Below are 15,001 nucleotides of genomic sequence, written 5' to 3' on the forward strand. Positions count from 1 at the left end.
TTCATCAATACCGGATCCGCGGATCGAAAACGGCGTAGAGAATGTCGACGGCGAGGTTCACGACGACATAGACACCGGCGAAAAGCAGGATGAGCGCCTGCACCACCGGGTAGTCGCGCCTCAGGATCGAATCCGCCGTCAACCGGCCAAGGCCCGGAATGCTGAAGACGGTTTCCGTGACCACGACGCCGCCGAGCAGAGCCGCAAAGCCGATACCGATGACCGTGATGATCGGCACGGCGGCATTGCTCAGCACATGCCGCGAGACGATCTTGCGATTTGCGAGCCCCTTGGCGTGGGCGGTGCGGACATAGTCTTCGCGCAGCACTTCCAGCACCGCCGCCCGCGTGACCCGCGCAATGAGTGCAATATAAAGGAAGGACAACGAAATTGCCGGCAGAACGAGTGAGTGCAGCGCGGCCCATGCACCTTGCGACAGCGGCTTGTAGCCCTGCACCGGAAACCAGCGCAGGCCGAGCGCCAGAGTGTAGACAAGCGCGAAGGCGACAACGAAGACCGGCACGGAAAAGCCGAGCACCGCGCCAGCCATCGTCACACGGGCGACAACGCCTTTCGGACGATAGGCAGCCACCAGCCCCAGCGGGACCGCAAAGAGCACGGCAATGACGATCGTCATCAGCGACAGGATGAGCGTCGGCTCGATGCGCTGGGCAATCAGCTGCGAGACCGGGATGCGGCTGAAGAGCGACAGGCCGAAGTCGCCACGCAGCATGCGGCCCATCCACGAGAGGAAACGCTGCAGCAGCGGCTGGTCGAGCCCCAGCGCCTGCCGCACGGCCTCCACCTGCTGCGGCGAGGCAAAGTCGCCGGCGATCAGCGCGGCCGGATCGCCCGGCACAAGGCTCAGCAACAGGAAAACGAAGACAGCGACCGCGAGCAGCACGGGAACGGCTGCAAAGAGGCGGCCGAGGACATAACCCGTCATGTCACCCTCCAAAATAGCAGACGCAGCCGAGCGGCCACAGGGTATGAAACCCGCACCTCACTCCATTTCCCTCCCATACGTCTGTTAAACGTTTTTTCAACTAAACACGATGTCGCCTTGTTGGCAATAGCCTCACTATCAAATTGAAAAAACGTTTTTCTGTGATAAATCTCGCAAACTCAGCCTTGCGCACCGGATGCCGACCCGATAATAAAAAAACGTTTTACAGGAGGAATTGATGTCCGCAGGGCCACTACCCACCATACGGGAGGTCGCACAGCTGGCCGGCGTTTCGGTCGCCACGGTATCGAAAACCCTCAACCGCACAGGCAAGGTCAGCGAAGGACTGCGGGAACGCGTCACCGTCGCGGCGCAGAAGCTCGGTTATGCGCCGCATGCCAGCGCCCGGAGCCTGCGGAGCGGCGCGACGCGCATTCTCGGTCTCCTCGTGGCGGATCTCGCCAATCCCTATTTCCTGAAGCTCGTCGAGAATATCGAAAGACTCTCGAGTGCCGCCGGCTATTCCGTCATCCTTTGCAACAGCGCCGAGGATCCGGAACGCGAGGAACGGCACCTTGGCATGCTGCTCTCCCAGCGCGCCGACGGCGCGATCGTCATTCCGACGCGCCGGAGCTGGAACGGCCGCATGGCGGCGCTCTCCGGCCTGCCGGTGCCAGGCGTCCTGGTCGATCGGCGGATCGAAGGGCTCGATCTCGATTCCGTCACCACGGACAATCTCATGCTGGGGCGGTTGGCGGCCGAACATCTCGACGGTCTTGGCCACAGGCGCGTGGCGGTGATCATGGGTTCACCGGAGCATCAGATCGCGCGCCACCGGCTGGACGGCTTCCGCGCCGGTTTTGCTGCGCGGGGCGTGACGCTCGAAGAGCGCCTGATCCAGAAGGATAATTTCTCCGAAGAAGCCGGCCATGCCGCGGCACTTCGGTTGCTTTCGTTCTCCGAAAGGCCGACGGCGATCTTTGCGACCAACAACCATCTGGCACTCGGGCTGCTCAGGGCGATCGGCGAACAGGGCATATCCGTTCCGGAAGACCTTTCCGTCATCGCCGTCGACGAACTTCCCTGGGCCGGACTCGTGCGTCCCGGCATGACGGTCGTCACCCAGCCATCGGAAGCGATCGCCGAAATGGCGGTCTCGACGCTGCTGGAGCGGATTTCCGGAGGCCGCAGCAGCCTGAAGAACGGCAGGGACACGGTGTCGGTCCAGCTGCAGCCGGCGCTTGTCGTTCGAGGTTCCACAGCCGCCATCCGGAGCCGCCGATGAACGATATCTCCTCCGCCATACCTGCTCCCGGCATCCTGGAGCTTTCGGCTGTCGAGGCGATCGCGGAGATTCGCGAAGGCCATCTGTCGCCGCTTGATGTCATCGACGCGTCGATCGTCCACATCGAGGCGACCGACGGCGCAATCAATGCCATACCCGTGCGCTGTTTCGAGGCCGCGCGGATTGCGGCGAGCCGATTGATGGAAAAGAGAGTGACGGGCGGCGACTGGCCCCTGCTCTGCGGCCTGCCGCTGGCGGTCAAGGACAATTCGGACGTCGCCGGCGTGCCCACCAGCGGTGGCAGCGCCCTCACGGCTGGCCGTATTCCCGATATCTCCGATCCGGCCATCGACCGCCTGCAGCGGGCCGGCGCGATCGTCATCGGCAAAAGCAACCTTTCGGAGCTTGGCGGCGCCAACACGACGAATGCGCTGTTCGGCGCAACGCGCAATCCGTTTTTCCCGGCACTGACGTCCGGTGGTTCCTCGGGCGGCTCCGCCGCAGCACTCGCTGCCCATCAGGTCTATCTGGGCCATGGCAACGACGTCGGCGGCAGCCTTCGCACGCCGGCCGCATTCTGCGGGGTCGCCGGCTTGAGACCGACGCCCGGCCTCGTCCCGCGCAAGCCGCTATCCGATCCCTTCGATACCATTTTCGTCGAAGGGCCGATGGCCCGCACCATTCCCGACCTTGCGCTCATGCTGGATGCGATGAGCGGCTTTCATTCCACCGATCTTCTCTCGCGGAGCCGGAATACCTCGTTCCATGACGCGGCTTCGCAACCCCACTGGGCCGTCCGGGTTGCCGTATCCGAAGATCTCGGCATGCTGCCCGTCGCCGGCGATATCCGATCAGGCTTCCGCGGTGCGATCGACGGGCTGCAACGGGCCGGTTGCGCGATATCCGAGGCGGCTCCCGATCTCTCGGGCATACCCGATGTCATCAGGGCATTGCGCGGCCTCGCCTATCTCGCGACGTGGGGCAAACATTGGCCGGCCCTGCGCGACCGCTTCACGCCAGAGGTTGGCGGAGATATCGCCTATGGCGAAAATCTTTCCGTCTCCGACATCGCCCAGGCCATCGAGCACCGGGCTACGCTCTACCGGCGGATGATGGGCTTCTTCAAAAATGTCGATGTCTTGATCTGCCCGACCACCCAGGTACGGCCCTTTCCTGTCGAAATCCCCTGGCCCGCGGACATCGACGGGCAGGCCTGCGAAAGCTATATCGACTGGATCATGATCACTTATGTCTGGTCCGTGCTCGGCTGCCCGGCGCTGGCAGTTCCGGCCGGGCGGGATCCGAACGGCATGCCTGTTTCCCTGCAGGTCGTCGGTCCGCCTCACAGCGAGGAACGCCTGCTGTCCGTCGCGGCGCGGATCGAGCAGGAGTTCACGAGCGGATCCTGACATTCCGGCCTAACCGGTATTCCCCGAAAAAGTCCGGCGCCCACCGAAAGTTTATCCGGGAAGAACAGCCGATGATCCTAACGTCGGATGGCGAATTCGAACACTTCTTCCTTCGGCTCGACACCAAGACCGGCGCCGGTCGGCACCACGTAGGTTCCTTCGCCTGAGGCCATGTCGCCCCTCGTATAAGTGAGGTTCCGATCGAAGATCGAATGCTGGTATTCGTGATAGGGCACGTTCTGCAGCGCCGATGCAGCTTGCAGGCTGGCCGCCATGAAGATGCCGACGCTGATCGAGGCATGCGGCATGATGTTCATGTGGAAGGCCTGCGCCATCTGGCCGATGCGGATGAATTCGGTAATGCCCGTATGGCCCATTTCCGGCTGCACGATGCTCATGGCCCGCGCCTCGAACCGCGGCCGGTATTCATAGGTGGTGCGCAATTCCTCACCGAGCGCCAGCGGCACGCCGATGCCCGCCGCCACCCGCGCCTGGCCTTCGAGGTTTTCCGGCTGCACCGGCGCTTCGGCGAAATAGAGATTGTAGGGCTCGAGCCTGCGAATGATGCGGATTGCCTCGCCTGCCTCGAACTTCCAGTGGAGGTCAACCATCAGGTCGATATCCGGACCGACCGCCTCGCGCAGCGCCGCCATTTCCTTGACGATATCCTCTTCGGAGACGACCGCGGCGAACTTGATGCCCTTGTAACCCTTGCCGACCCAGTAGGCGGCGAGATCGCAGCGCTCCTTCAGCGTCGCCTTCGGCAGGCCCGAGACATAGGCGCGGATCGTGTCATGCCGCCGCCCACCGAGCAGCGTCGAGACCGGCACGCCGAGGTTCTTGCCGGCAAGGTCCCAGAGCGCGATGTCGACGCCCGCCAGCGCATCGAGATAGTAACCGCCGAAGAACCCGCGCACCCGCATCAGATCGTAGAGATCCTCGTGGATGACCGCGGCATCGCCTGGATCGCGGCCGATGATGACCGGCCCGAGCACGTCGTCGATGATCGCCTTGGTCGCTTCGGGTGCGACGATGCCGTAGCACTCGCCCCAGCCGACCTTGCCGCTTTCACCGGTCATCTTGATCAAGAGCGTCATGTCGGTCGAGGGATAGATGGTGCGGTTGCCCTTGCGGATCAGGTAACCGCGCGCGTTGATCGCCTCGCCTTCCTTGAGCGGCCCGAGATAGGGTACCTCTCGCGGGATGGAGATGATGAAGGTCTCGACCGAGGCGATCGCATCGACGACGTTTTTCGGCATGGCTTCCGGCTCAGTTCGGCTTGTGATTGGTATAAGGCAGATCGGCCTCTGCCAGAAGCAGCGCCAATTCCTTAGCATCGCCTTCGTCGAATTTCGGACCCTTGCCGCGCACGAACGTGTGTCTGATCACACCGCGGCGGCGCAGCACTTCCTTGGTCATGTGCATGCGGAAGATCGCCTGGAAATTCAGGAGCGGCAGCGAGACGTTGTAGAGCTTTCGTGTGGTCGCGATATCGCCCTTCTGCCAGGCATGGATCATCTGGGCGTGGATATCGGCAAGCTCGGCGGCCGGCATGGTGCCTGCTGCCCCGCGCGCCAGTTCGTCGGTGACGTAACGTCCCCCGGCACCGCCGAAGATCGCGTCGAGCGAACCGTTGGCAGCCGCCTTGATGCGGGTCAGGTGCTGGCCGCAAGGAGCGGTCTCTTCTTTGACGTAGCGGATTTCAGGCACGGCATTGGCGACCGCGACCACCTCTTCCGGCGTCAGGCCAGCGCCGATCGGCTTCGGCTGGTTCTGCAGCATGATCGGCACGCCGGCATTGGCTGCGACTTCCTTGAAATAGGCGATCTGCGCGGCGATATCGTTGCCGAGCGAGAACGGCGCCATCACCATGGCCGCCCCTGCCCCGACCTCGGCCGCCTGCGCCACGTGTTTCGCCGCTGCCTTCGCGTCCGGATCGCTGGCGCCGATGATGATCGGGATGCGCCCGCCGATCCGCTCCGCCAGCAGTTCCACCTGCCGCTTGCGCTCCTCGGGGGTCAACGTATCCACCTCGCTTGCGACGCCCGGATAAACGACGCCGTCGACCTTGCTCTCCAGTGCGAAATCGATGATCGACTGGAAATCCTGTTCATCAATTGAGCCGTCGTCGCGGAAAGGGGTCGGAAGGACGGGGAAAGCCCCGGCTAAAATCTTGTTCATTTGACTGCTCCGGCGGTGACGCCCTGAATGAAATAACGTTGGAGGAACATGAAGGCCACGACGATGGGCGCGGATGCGATCAGCGATGCCGCCATGGCGCCGCCCCAGTCGGAATTGACCTCGTTGAGATAGGTGAGAAGCAGGCCCGGCCCGATCGTGCGCTTTTCGTCCGAGACGATCAGCGTCATCGAATAGAGAAGATCGTTCCAGGACCACATGAAGGAATAGAGGAAGACCGTGACGATCGGCGGGATCGAGATCGGTATGACGATCGTGTGGAAGATCCTGAGATCGCTCGCGCCGTCGGCCCGCGCCGCATCGATCAGCTCGTCCGGCACCTGGGAAAAGTAGCTGTAGAGCATATAGGTGGAGACCGGCAACGCGAAGACGATATAGCTGAGGATCAGCCCCGGCCGGGTGTCGAGCAGGTTCAGTTCGCTCATCAGCGGATAGATCGAGATCAAGAGCAGGCCGAAGGGGAACATCTGTGCCGACAGCATGAACAGCATAACCGGCTGCCGGCCGAAATAGCGGTATTTCGCGAAGCTGAAACCGGCATAGAGCGCCAGAAGCGTCACCAGCGCCGCGCTGCAGGTCGAGGTGATCAGGCTGTTCATCAGGTACATCGGCAGCTTGCCGGTGGTCAGCGCCCGGATGAAATGTTCGAGGCTCGGCATGGTCGGAAGCGGCGTCGGCACCACCCGGTAAAGCTCGGCATTCGCCTTCAGCGACGAGATCACCAGCCAGTAGAGCGGGAAGAATAGGAAGAAGCCGATCACCGCAAGCGCCGCGAAAAAGACGAGCTTGGCCCGTCGGGAGGAAAGGTCGAACATCTCAGTTTCCTTTCACCAGCATGCGCAGATAGAGGAAGGCGGGCGGCAGGAGTGCCGCGACCCACAACACACCGACGGCGGAAGCAAAGCCGATATCCCACTGCTCGAAAGCCCGGCGATAGACCTCGACGGACAGAACCGTCGTCGCCCGCACCGGCCCGCCGCCGGTCAGCGCGTAGATCGTGTCGAATTGCTGCAGATTGCCAATCACCCCGAGAACGACGACGATCATCAGGACCGGGCGCAGATGCGGCAGGATATGGTCGCGCAGCACCGCCCAGTTGCCAGCGCCATCGACGCGGGCGGCATCGATCTGCTCCTTGTCGAGGTTCTGCAGACCGGCGAGAAAGAACGACATGAAGAGCGGGATCGACAACCAGACCTTGGTCAGCACGACGGCCAGCATGGCGCCCTCGGGCGTCGACAACCAGGCCTGCGGGTAATCGATCACGCCGAGTTCCATCAGGAAGGCGTTCAGCACGCCGTAACGGGAATTGAAGATCCAGCCCCAGATGAAGGCGCTCACCGTAGACGGCAGCACCCAGGGCAGCAGCGACATCGAGCGCAGCACGGCGCGGCCGGCGAACGGCTGGTTCATGATCAGCGCCCAGCCGAGACCGGCGACCAGTGTCCCTGCTGTCGTCAGTGCCACATAGATGGCGGTCGTCCAGAAGGCGGCCCAGACGTCCGGATCGGACGCGATCTTATAGAAATTCTCAAAACCGATGAAGCGCGGCTCCATCATCTCGACGGTGTATTCGAACAGCGAAAGGCCGAGGGCTGACAGAAACGGATAGAGGATGACCGCGGCAAAGGCGATCGCCGCCGGCAGCAGCAGAAGCAGCCCGATGCGGTTCTGCCCGGCTTTCAAACCCCCGCGGTTCGCATGTGGCGAGACCGGATAGGCTCCGACATTGTTTTCGATCACGGCCATGGGGTTATTTCCTGTTGGTCCTGTTTCCGGCTGTCGATGAAGGTTTTGCGTCCGGGCTGCCCCTCATCCGGCTGCCGCCACCTTCTCCCCGCCAGCGGGGAGAAGGGATGTGCCGCGCCGTTCCCTTCACTTCAGCAAGGCGTGTTGCACGTCCCCTCTCCCCGCAAGCGGGGAGAGGGTTAGGGTGAGGGGCCAAGCCCAGATGCGGTGGCGACTATTCCGACTTCTTCGCCTTCTCCATGCTGGTCGTCAGCCGCGCCTGCATGGACTTGATGGCATCGTCGGGCGACTTCTGGCCGAGCAATGCCCCCTGCACTTCTTCGCCGATGATGTTGGTGAGGTCGGCCGCATTCGACCAGATGCCGACTTCGTTGCGGCGGGCGTCACCCGTCGCGGTCGACCAGTTCTTGAGATAGGCATCGTCGGCCACGGCCGCGCGGGCGGACTTGGTGACCGGCAGCGCGCTCATCTTCAACGGAAGGTCCGTCTGCACCTTGTCGGAAACGATGTAGGTCAGGAACTTGTCGGCTGGATCCTCCGCCTTAGCCTTGCCGCCATTGGCGAACTGCACGAGGAGATGCCCCCACTGGACGGAAACAGACTTGTCGCCGGCCTTCAGCACAGGTGTCGGCATCGGCAGCACGTTAGCATCGAAAGCTTGGCCTTTGCCGGAGAAATCACGCAGGAAGGTGCGGGTTTGCGGCGCGTCGAGATAGAAGGCTGAAGCGCCCTGCGCCAGCAGGCGGCGCGAATCCGGGCGGTCGATTTCGGGAGCCGCCAAGCGATCCTTCAACAGGCTGACCATGAAGCCGAGCGCATCGCGGCTCTGCTTGCTGTCGATGACGACCTTGCCGGCATCATCGATGATCCGACCGCCATGCACCCAGTTCCAGACCATGAAGTCGATCAGGATCGAGCCGTTGTTCTTGGTGGCCATGGAATACGGCACCGAGTTGGGCACCTTCTCGCGCACTGCGACCAGAGCTTTCTTGAAGTCGTCGACGGTCTTCGGCGCGTCGCTGATGCCGGCTTTCGCGAGCACTTCCTTGTTGGCCACCATGCCGATCGAACCGGACAGAAGCGGCAACGCAAACTGCTTGCCGTTGATATTGCCCATGGCGAGCGCATCTGGCGCGAAAGCTGCTTCAAGTTTGTCCTTGCCGTAGACCGCGTTCAGGTCGACGAGGTTATCGAGGCTTGCGAAGGTCGGCAGCCAACGTTCTGAAAGCTGCGCGATGTCAGGCAAAGTCTTGGACCGGGCGCGCAAAAAGATATTCTTCTGCATGTCGCCCCAGGCAAAGCCCAGCGGCTCGACCGTCAGCTTCTCGGCCTTCTGAAAATTGTCCAGGACGCCCTGGACGACCGCTTTATTGGCCTCCTCCGCGTAGGTGAAGCTCATGAAACTCAGATCGGCTGCCGTCGCGGCACCCGAGCCGAGCGTAAGCGCGACGGCGGCTGTGCCGATCAGTCTGGTAAAGGTGTTCATCAGATCCTCCCGAAACGATGTTGATGGAACTCTGTTTCAACTCGAAAAAGATCAAGCGGCGAGCGCCGGTGTCCGCTTGGGCCCCCTTAGACGACGCCTCCATCGACGATGAATGTCTGTGACGTGATGAGGCGGGAATCGTCTGCCGCCAGAAACAGCGCCATGCGGGCGATATCGGGCGGCAGCAGATGCTCCTTGAGGCACTGAACCTCGAGATATTCGGAAAACTTGCCCTGGTAGACGCGCTTAGCGCGCTCCACCTGGCGTTCGGTCAGCACCCAGCCGGGCGCAATCGAATTGACGCGGATATTGCGTGTCCCCAGTTCGCGGGCGAGCGACTTGGTCATGCCCATCACCGCGGATTTGGCGGTCGTATAGAAGATCAGGCCGGCAGCACCGCGCATCCACGAGATCGAGCCCATGTTGATGATCGACCCGCCGCCGGCTTCCGCCATTTCCGGCGCCACGGCCTGAACCGCGAAGAACTGGTGGCGCAGATTGGTCTGGAAGCGTTCGTCCCAATATTCCGGCGTCACGTCTTCGAGCGGCTTGCGATCGTCATTGCCGGCATTGTTGACCAGGACGCGGATCGGGCCGATCTCGGATCGCAATGCCCCGATACCAGCCTTCAGCGCATCGACATCCCGCAGATCAGCAGCGCGATGGAATGGCCGGTTTCCCGTCCTTTGGCTGACCGTCTCTGCAGTTTCGTCCGCGACATTGGGGTCGAGGTCAAGGAAACCGACCTTGCAGCCCTGGGCGCAGAAATGCTCGACCAGCGAGGCGCCTATGCCGGAGCCGCCGCCGGTGATCAGCACGCCCCTGCCCTTGAGGCTCGGATATTGAGCGACCTCGACGCGAACCTTTTCAACGAGCTCCGGATGAACGGTCATGCGGCCTCCAACGCAACGGGCCGCGCCGACGCGAGCGATAGGCCATCGGCGGAAAAGACATGGATCATGGCGGGATCGATATGGACGCCGATCGGCTCGTTGCGTTTGACGGCCCGGTCACCGGACAGCCGCACGACGACCATCTCATCTGCGCCGTCGAGCGCCACGTAAGCATAGGTATCGCTGCCGAGATGTTCGGTAATCGTCACGGTGCCGGCGAGCGAATCCGGTGCGTCGCGATTGACGAGTTCCACATGTTCGGGGCGAATGCCGATTTCGGACGGTGCAGAGTTGAGATTGCGCGGCAAGCGCACCTCCCCGCCCGGCACGACGAAGATGCCGTCACCTTTTCTGGCACCGAGTTTCAGGAAATTCATCTTCGGCGAACCGATAAAGCCCGCCACGAAGCGGTTGATCGGCTTGTTGTAAAGATCGAGCGGCGAGCCGATCTGCTCGACCTTGCCCGCGCTCAGCACGACGATCTTGTCGGCAAGCGTCATCGCCTCGATCTGGTCATGGGTAACGTAGATCATCGTCGTGCCAAGCGTGTCCTTCATACGGGCGATCTCGATGCGCATTTCCACGCGCAGCGCCGCATCGAGGTTCGACAGCGGCTCGTCGAACAGGAAAATGCGCGGTTCGCGAACGATGGCGCGGCCGATCGCAACGCGCTGGCGCTGGCCGCCGGACAGCTGGCGCGGCTTGCGCTCGAGATAGGTATCGATGCGGAGTTTCTTCGCAGCCTGGGCGACGCGCGCGGCGATCTCGTCCTTCGGCGTGCCGGCGAGCCGTAGCGCATAGCCCATGTTCTCGGCAACCGTCATGTGCGGATACAGCGCGTAGGACTGAAAAACCATGGCGATGCCGCGCTTGGCCGGCGGCACATCGTTGACCAGTTCTCCATCAATTGCCATCTGGCCGGCCGTGATCTCGTCAAGACCGCAGATAAGGCGCAAAAGCGTGGACTTTCCGCAGCCGGAGGGGCCGACGAAGGCGACAAATTCGCCGTCTTCGACCGTCAGGTCGATGCCCTTGAGCACTTGCGCCGCGCCGAAGGATTTGCGGATATCTTTCAGTTCAAGCTTGGCCATTTCCTGTCTCTTGATTTTCAGCCCGCGAACATCTGCGCGGCCTGCCCCTTGATGCCCGTATCGATGGCAAAGACGCTGCCGGAAAGCGGCGCTTCGGAAAGCTGTGCCGCCGAAAGCCGGATGCGTGCGGAAGTCACGAACAGCGTCTGCATGTCCGGCCCTCCGAAGACGCAGCTCGTCGGCCGCGGCACCGGCAGATGCACGACGCGCTCCACCTTGCCGTCCGGATCATACCGGGTGACGCACCAGCCATCCCAATGGGCGATCCAGAGGAAACCTTCCGCATCGACGGTCATGCCGTCCGGCTTGCCTTCCGCCTCCGGCACGGCAATGAAGCTCCGCCGGTTGCCGATCTCACCGCTTTCGATATCGAAATCATAGGCATAGATGGTCTGGCGGTTGGTATCGGTGAAATACATCGTGCGGTCGTCGGGGCTCCAGCCGAGGCCGTTCGAAACATGGAAGCCACGGTCCATTTCCCGTGTGCGCCCATCCGGATCGATCCGCCATAGCCGGCCCTGGTCCGGCGTGGTGTCAATGGCGAGCGTGCCTGCCCAAAGCCGCCCGCGACGGTCACACTTGCCGTCGTTGAAGCGATTGCCCGGACGGTCCGCTTCGGGCCGCGCGATCGTGGTGATATCGCCGGTCGGAAGATCGATGCCGCGGATTTCGCCGTGCATCGCGGCGACGAAACCGCCACGCGAACGGGGCACGATGAAGCTGATCAGCTCCGGGACCTGCATGGACGCGTAGGTGCCCTTCACCGGATCGCCGGTATGGACGGCCGGCGCCAGGATATCGACGAAATAAAGCTTCTTATGCTCCGGTGACCAGTGCGGCCCTTCGCCGAGAAAGGTGCTTGCCGGAATGACGCAGCGCACATCGGCGCGATCGGGGCCGAGGGGACGCGGCTTGACCGCAAGCGACATGGCGAATTCTCCGTAATTGCCGGACGTGCGGCGCGCCGCCTCGATGACATCGCGGCCGAACGCATGCAGCCGATCGACGGGCAGGCGGAAGGACGGACCGATGATGCCGATGGCGCCGATCGGCTCGCCGCGATGGTTGAGGACCGGTGCGGCGACCGAGGAAATGCCGATATGCTGCTCGTCCACCGAGACCGCGTAACCACGCGCCTTGGTGAGATCGAGCTGGCGGCTGAGTTCTTCCGGATTGACGATCGTGTTCGGCGTCAGCCGCTCCAGTTCGACGCCGTCGAGCAATGCGCGGCGCTTTTCGAGCGACAGATGCGCCAGGATCGCTTTGCCGAGCCCGCTCGCATGGGGTGCTGCGCGCGAACCGACGCCGTTGTTGAGGCGAAGCGGCTGCGGCACTTCCCGCTGGTCGATATAAAGAATGCTGCCGCCGTCGAGCACGCCGAGACGGATCGCTTCGCCGGTCAGATCGCGAAGCCGCGCCAGTTCCGGCTCGGCCGCGCCGCGCAGATCGAAATTGTCCCAGACCTTGTGGGCCCATTGGAAAAGCCGCGGGGCAAGCCGGTAGACCTGGTCGCGAGTATCGAAGTGAAGCAGCCGCTCGTCCACCAGCGCCTGCAACAGGCGATGCAACGTACCCTTCGGCAATTGCGTCTGATCGAGCAGCTCCGTGAAGCGCAGGCCACGCGGTTCTGCCGCCACGGCATCGACGATCTGGATGCCGCGCGTCAGCGCCTGAACGCCCGGCACATTGCCGGTATCGTTCGCGACTTCCTTGTCGATCGCTTCCAACTGAACCTTGGCCATGACCTCTCCCAAGCGGCAATTTCTGTTGCCGCTCCCACAGCACGCCGCCTTGCTCTTGCCAAGAGAGTTATCTTGGAACTAAGTTCCATGTCAACAGCGAAACTGAAGGAGCCGTTCAGCGGCTGCCCATGGGAGGACATCTTGCGCATAACCAAAGTAGACCATTGGCTGGTTCGGATGCCCTTTACCGAGGATATTCTGTGGGGTTCCGGCCGTCGGATCGGCACGACCAGACTTGTCTGTCGGATTGAGACGGATGCAGGGATCGTCGGCTGGGGCGAGACGATTTCGCTGATCGCCAATGTGCCGGCCGTCTTCGCGGATCTCGTGGCGCCCTTGGCGATCGGTTATGCGGTCGCCGATGCCGAGCGATTCCACCGACATGTCCTCGGTGCCGGTTTCTATCATCACAAACGGGCTGCGGTGATGGCGATCTGCGCGATGGAAATGGCGATGTGGGATGCACTCGGCAAACAGGCCGAACTACCCCTTTATGCGATGTGGGGCGGGCGCTGGCGGAAAGACGTGGAGGCCGCAGCCTATCTCTTCACGAATGACCCCAAGGGATTGTCGGAACGGCTGAAGCGCTTCCTCGACCTCGGCTACACAACCTTCAAGGTGAAGATCGGCTTCGACGAGCGGAGCGACATCACGCTTGCCGAAACCTCGCGCCGGACGATCGGCGACCACCCGTTGCGGCTCGACGTCAACGGCGCCTGGAACCCGGCGACCGCCAAGCGCCAGCTTGAAAAGCTGAAAGCCTTCGACCCTGCCTATGTAGAGCAGCCGCTGGAACTCGACGATCTCGCCGGCCACGCGGCCCTGGTCGCGCACTCCACCGTGCCGATCGCGCTCGACGAAAGCGCCTACACCCTGTCCGACGTTGGAAATATCGTCCGGGCAAACGCGGCGGATGTCGTGCTGCTCGATCCGCATGAGGCGGGCGGGCTCTGGCAGACGATCAAGGCCGCGGCGATCTGCGAAGCGGTCGGCATTTCCGTGACGCTGCATTCGGGTGCGGAGCTCGCACTGTCGCAATCCGCCTATGTTCATCTCGCCGCATCGCTGCCCAACATGTCCATCGCCATCGATACCGAGCGCGCCTATCTCGGCGGCGATATCTCCCCGAATGCTCCAGCGCTGAAGAACGGGCGCTTCCAAGTGCCGGAGGGACCGGGGCTCGGCGTCGAGATCGACATCCAACGGCTCGAAAAATATCGAGTTTCCGGCATCGCCGGCGCCTATCTCGATGCCGAGCGCAAGGATTGGTTTCCGGTCAAGCCGGCTTATTAGGATCACTCTCCATGCATATTGCAATCGAATGGACATCAGCGGCGTTCCGCGCGCTGCTCATTGACGGCGAAAACGTGCTCGGCGAAAGAACGAGCGACCGCGGCACCACCAGAGTTTCGGATCGAGCGTTCGAAGCCGCTCTTCGCGAAGAGCTTGGCGACTGGACCGAAAGAGCGGACAAGATCCTGTTCTCCGGCATGGTGACCAGCCGCAACGGCTGGATCGAAAGCCCTTTCGCATCGGTGCCTGCCGGACCGGAAGATCTTGCCGCCCAAGCGGTCGTTCACAGGATGGATGGCCTGCCGCCGTTGGTCTTTCTGCCCGGCATCGCCCAAATCAGGCCGCTTCCGGATGTCATGCGCGGCGAGGAAATGTCGCTTTTCGGTTTGGAGCGGACGGATGGCCTTTTCGTCCTTCCCGGCCCGCACGCCAAGTGGGTAACGATGGAAGGCGGCCGCATCACAGGCATCACCACCTATATGTCCGGCGAAATCCTCAACCTTCTCAAGAAGGACTCGCTCGTCTCGCGGCTAATTCCGGCGACATACGAAGAACGCCCGGATGCCTTCCGGCGCGGCGTCCAGACGGCCTACGAGGATGACAGCCTGCCCGGACGCATCCTCGCCCGCATCTTTTCGGCCCGCAGTCTGGTGCTCTTCGACCAACTCAAGCCGGAGGAGATCTCCGACTATCTCGCAGGACTGATGATCGGCGCCGAAATTGCGGAGGCATTCAAGACCGCCGGCACGAACATCATTCATGTCATCGGCCATAACCCGCTCGCTTCAAGATACAAGGCAGCCATCGGATTGGCCGGGGTGGAAGCCCTGCTTGTCACCCCGGCGATCGATGCCGGCTTCAACCGTGTCGTTCGCGCATTGAAGCGGTAGTCGGATAGAAATGTTCAT

13 protein-coding genes are annotated in these 15,001 nt (G+C 62.5%); 4 read left to right on the forward strand and 9 right to left on the reverse strand.

Annotation, left to right across the window (positions count from 1 at the left end; genetic code table 11):
* Positions 1 to 4: 4 nt before the first annotated feature.
* Complete coding sequence (locus DMO26_RS01855) at positions 5 to 946, reverse strand: ABC transporter permease (protein ID WP_117190302.1); 942 nt, start codon at positions 944 to 946, stop codon at positions 5 to 7.
* A 238-nt stretch (positions 947 to 1,184) separates the two neighbouring features.
* Between DMO26_RS01855 and DMO26_RS01860 the strand changes: the two genes are divergently transcribed.
* Positions 1,185 to 2,231, forward strand: a complete 1,047-nt coding sequence (locus DMO26_RS01860; RefSeq protein WP_117190303.1) for a LacI family DNA-binding transcriptional regulator — start codon at positions 1,185 to 1,187, stop codon at positions 2,229 to 2,231.
* Positions 2,228 to 3,640: an amidase gene (locus tag DMO26_RS01865; RefSeq protein ID WP_117190304.1), complete on the forward strand. Its 1,413-nt coding sequence runs from the start codon at positions 2,228 to 2,230 to the stop codon at positions 3,638 to 3,640. The genes DMO26_RS01860 and DMO26_RS01865 overlap by 4 nt, the downstream gene beginning before the upstream one ends.
* Before the next feature lie 77 nt (positions 3,641 to 3,717).
* Here DMO26_RS01865 and DMO26_RS01870 read toward each other — a convergent pair whose 3' ends face one another.
* From DMO26_RS01870 to DMO26_RS01905, 8 genes are all read right to left on the reverse strand, one after another.
* Positions 3,718 to 4,899 carry a mandelate racemase/muconate lactonizing enzyme family protein gene (locus tag DMO26_RS01870; RefSeq protein WP_117190305.1) on the reverse strand — a complete coding sequence of 394 codons (1,182 nt, stop codon included), beginning with the start codon at positions 4,897 to 4,899 and terminating at the stop codon, positions 3,718 to 3,720.
* 10 nt (positions 4,900 to 4,909) lie between these two features.
* Complete coding sequence (locus DMO26_RS01875; protein ID WP_117190306.1) at positions 4,910 to 5,821, reverse strand: dihydrodipicolinate synthase family protein; 912 nt, start codon at positions 5,819 to 5,821, stop codon at positions 4,910 to 4,912.
* Positions 5,818 to 6,654 carry a carbohydrate ABC transporter permease gene (locus DMO26_RS01880; protein ID WP_117190307.1) on the reverse strand — a complete coding sequence of 279 codons (837 nt, stop codon included), beginning with the start codon at positions 6,652 to 6,654 and terminating at the stop codon, positions 5,818 to 5,820. Before DMO26_RS01880 ends, DMO26_RS01875 begins: the two co-directional genes overlap by 4 nt.
* 1 nt (position 6,655) lies before the next feature.
* Positions 6,656 to 7,588, reverse strand: a complete 933-nt coding sequence (locus DMO26_RS01885; RefSeq protein WP_117190308.1) for a carbohydrate ABC transporter permease — start codon at positions 7,586 to 7,588, stop codon at positions 6,656 to 6,658.
* A 214-nt stretch (positions 7,589 to 7,802) separates the two neighbouring features.
* Positions 7,803 to 9,074: an ABC transporter substrate-binding protein gene (locus DMO26_RS01890; RefSeq protein WP_117190309.1), complete on the reverse strand. Its 1,272-nt coding sequence runs from the start codon at positions 9,072 to 9,074 to the stop codon at positions 7,803 to 7,805.
* 86 nt (positions 9,075 to 9,160) lie between these two features.
* A complete protein-coding gene (locus DMO26_RS01895) occupies positions 9,161 to 9,967 on the reverse strand; it encodes an SDR family NAD(P)-dependent oxidoreductase (protein ID WP_117190310.1) in 807 nt (268 codons plus the stop codon).
* Entirely contained in the window at positions 9,964 to 11,058 is a 1,095-nt protein-coding gene (locus DMO26_RS01900) for an ABC transporter ATP-binding protein (protein WP_117190311.1), read from the reverse strand. The genes DMO26_RS01895 and DMO26_RS01900 overlap by 4 nt, the downstream gene beginning before the upstream one ends.
* A 17-nt stretch (positions 11,059 to 11,075) precedes the next feature.
* Positions 11,076 to 12,800 (reverse strand): SMP-30/gluconolactonase/LRE family protein, encoded by a 1,725-nt coding sequence (locus DMO26_RS01905; RefSeq protein WP_117190312.1) that lies wholly within the window; start codon positions 12,798 to 12,800, stop codon positions 11,076 to 11,078.
* Between the two features lie 141 nt (positions 12,801 to 12,941).
* Between DMO26_RS01905 and DMO26_RS33495 the strand changes: the two genes are divergently transcribed.
* Entirely contained in the window at positions 12,942 to 14,093 is a 1,152-nt protein-coding gene (locus tag DMO26_RS33495) for a mandelate racemase/muconate lactonizing enzyme family protein (RefSeq protein WP_162894667.1), read from the forward strand.
* Between the two features lie 11 nt (positions 14,094 to 14,104).
* Positions 14,105 to 14,983 carry a 2-dehydro-3-deoxygalactonokinase gene (locus DMO26_RS01920; protein ID WP_117190314.1) on the forward strand — a complete coding sequence of 293 codons (879 nt, stop codon included), beginning with the start codon at positions 14,105 to 14,107 and terminating at the stop codon, positions 14,981 to 14,983.
* Positions 14,984 to 15,001: the final 18 nt, after the last annotated feature.

Origin of the sequence: Rhizobium terrae, assembly GCF_003425685.1 — a bacterium.
GTDB lineage: Bacteria > Pseudomonadota > Alphaproteobacteria > Rhizobiales > Rhizobiaceae > Neorhizobium > Neorhizobium terrae.

Bases quoted from the DNA above. Each gene is read 5' to 3' on its own strand.
- DMO26_RS01920 (WP_117190314.1), top strand. From the start codon at position 14,105: ATGCATATTGCAATCGAATGGACATCAGCGGCGTTCCGCGCGCTGCTC.
- DMO26_RS01870 (WP_117190305.1), bottom strand. From the start codon at position 4,899: ATGCCGAAAAACGTCGTCGATGCGATCGCCTCGGTCGAGACCTTCATC.
- DMO26_RS01905 (WP_117190312.1), bottom strand. From the start codon at position 12,800: ATGGCCAAGGTTCAGTTGGAAGCGATCGACAAGGAAGTCGCGAACGAT.
- DMO26_RS01855 (WP_117190302.1), bottom strand. From the start codon at position 946: ATGACGGGTTATGTCCTCGGCCGCCTCTTTGCAGCCGTTCCCGTGCTG.
- DMO26_RS01895 (WP_117190310.1), bottom strand. From the start codon at position 9,967: ATGACCGTTCATCCGGAGCTCGTTGAAAAGGTTCGCGTCGAGGTCGCT.
- DMO26_RS01865 (WP_117190304.1), top strand. From the start codon at position 2,228: ATGAACGATATCTCCTCCGCCATACCTGCTCCCGGCATCCTGGAGCTT.
- DMO26_RS01890 (WP_117190309.1), bottom strand. From the start codon at position 9,074: ATGAACACCTTTACCAGACTGATCGGCACAGCCGCCGTCGCGCTTACG.
- DMO26_RS01860 (WP_117190303.1), top strand. From the start codon at position 1,185: ATGTCCGCAGGGCCACTACCCACCATACGGGAGGTCGCACAGCTGGCC.
- DMO26_RS01880 (WP_117190307.1), bottom strand. From the start codon at position 6,654: ATGTTCGACCTTTCCTCCCGACGGGCCAAGCTCGTCTTTTTCGCGGCG.
- DMO26_RS01885 (WP_117190308.1), bottom strand. From the start codon at position 7,588: ATGGCCGTGATCGAAAACAATGTCGGAGCCTATCCGGTCTCGCCACAT.
- DMO26_RS01900 (WP_117190311.1), bottom strand. From the start codon at position 11,058: ATGGCCAAGCTTGAACTGAAAGATATCCGCAAATCCTTCGGCGCGGCG.
- DMO26_RS01875 (WP_117190306.1), bottom strand. From the start codon at position 5,821: ATGAACAAGATTTTAGCCGGGGCTTTCCCCGTCCTTCCGACCCCTTTC.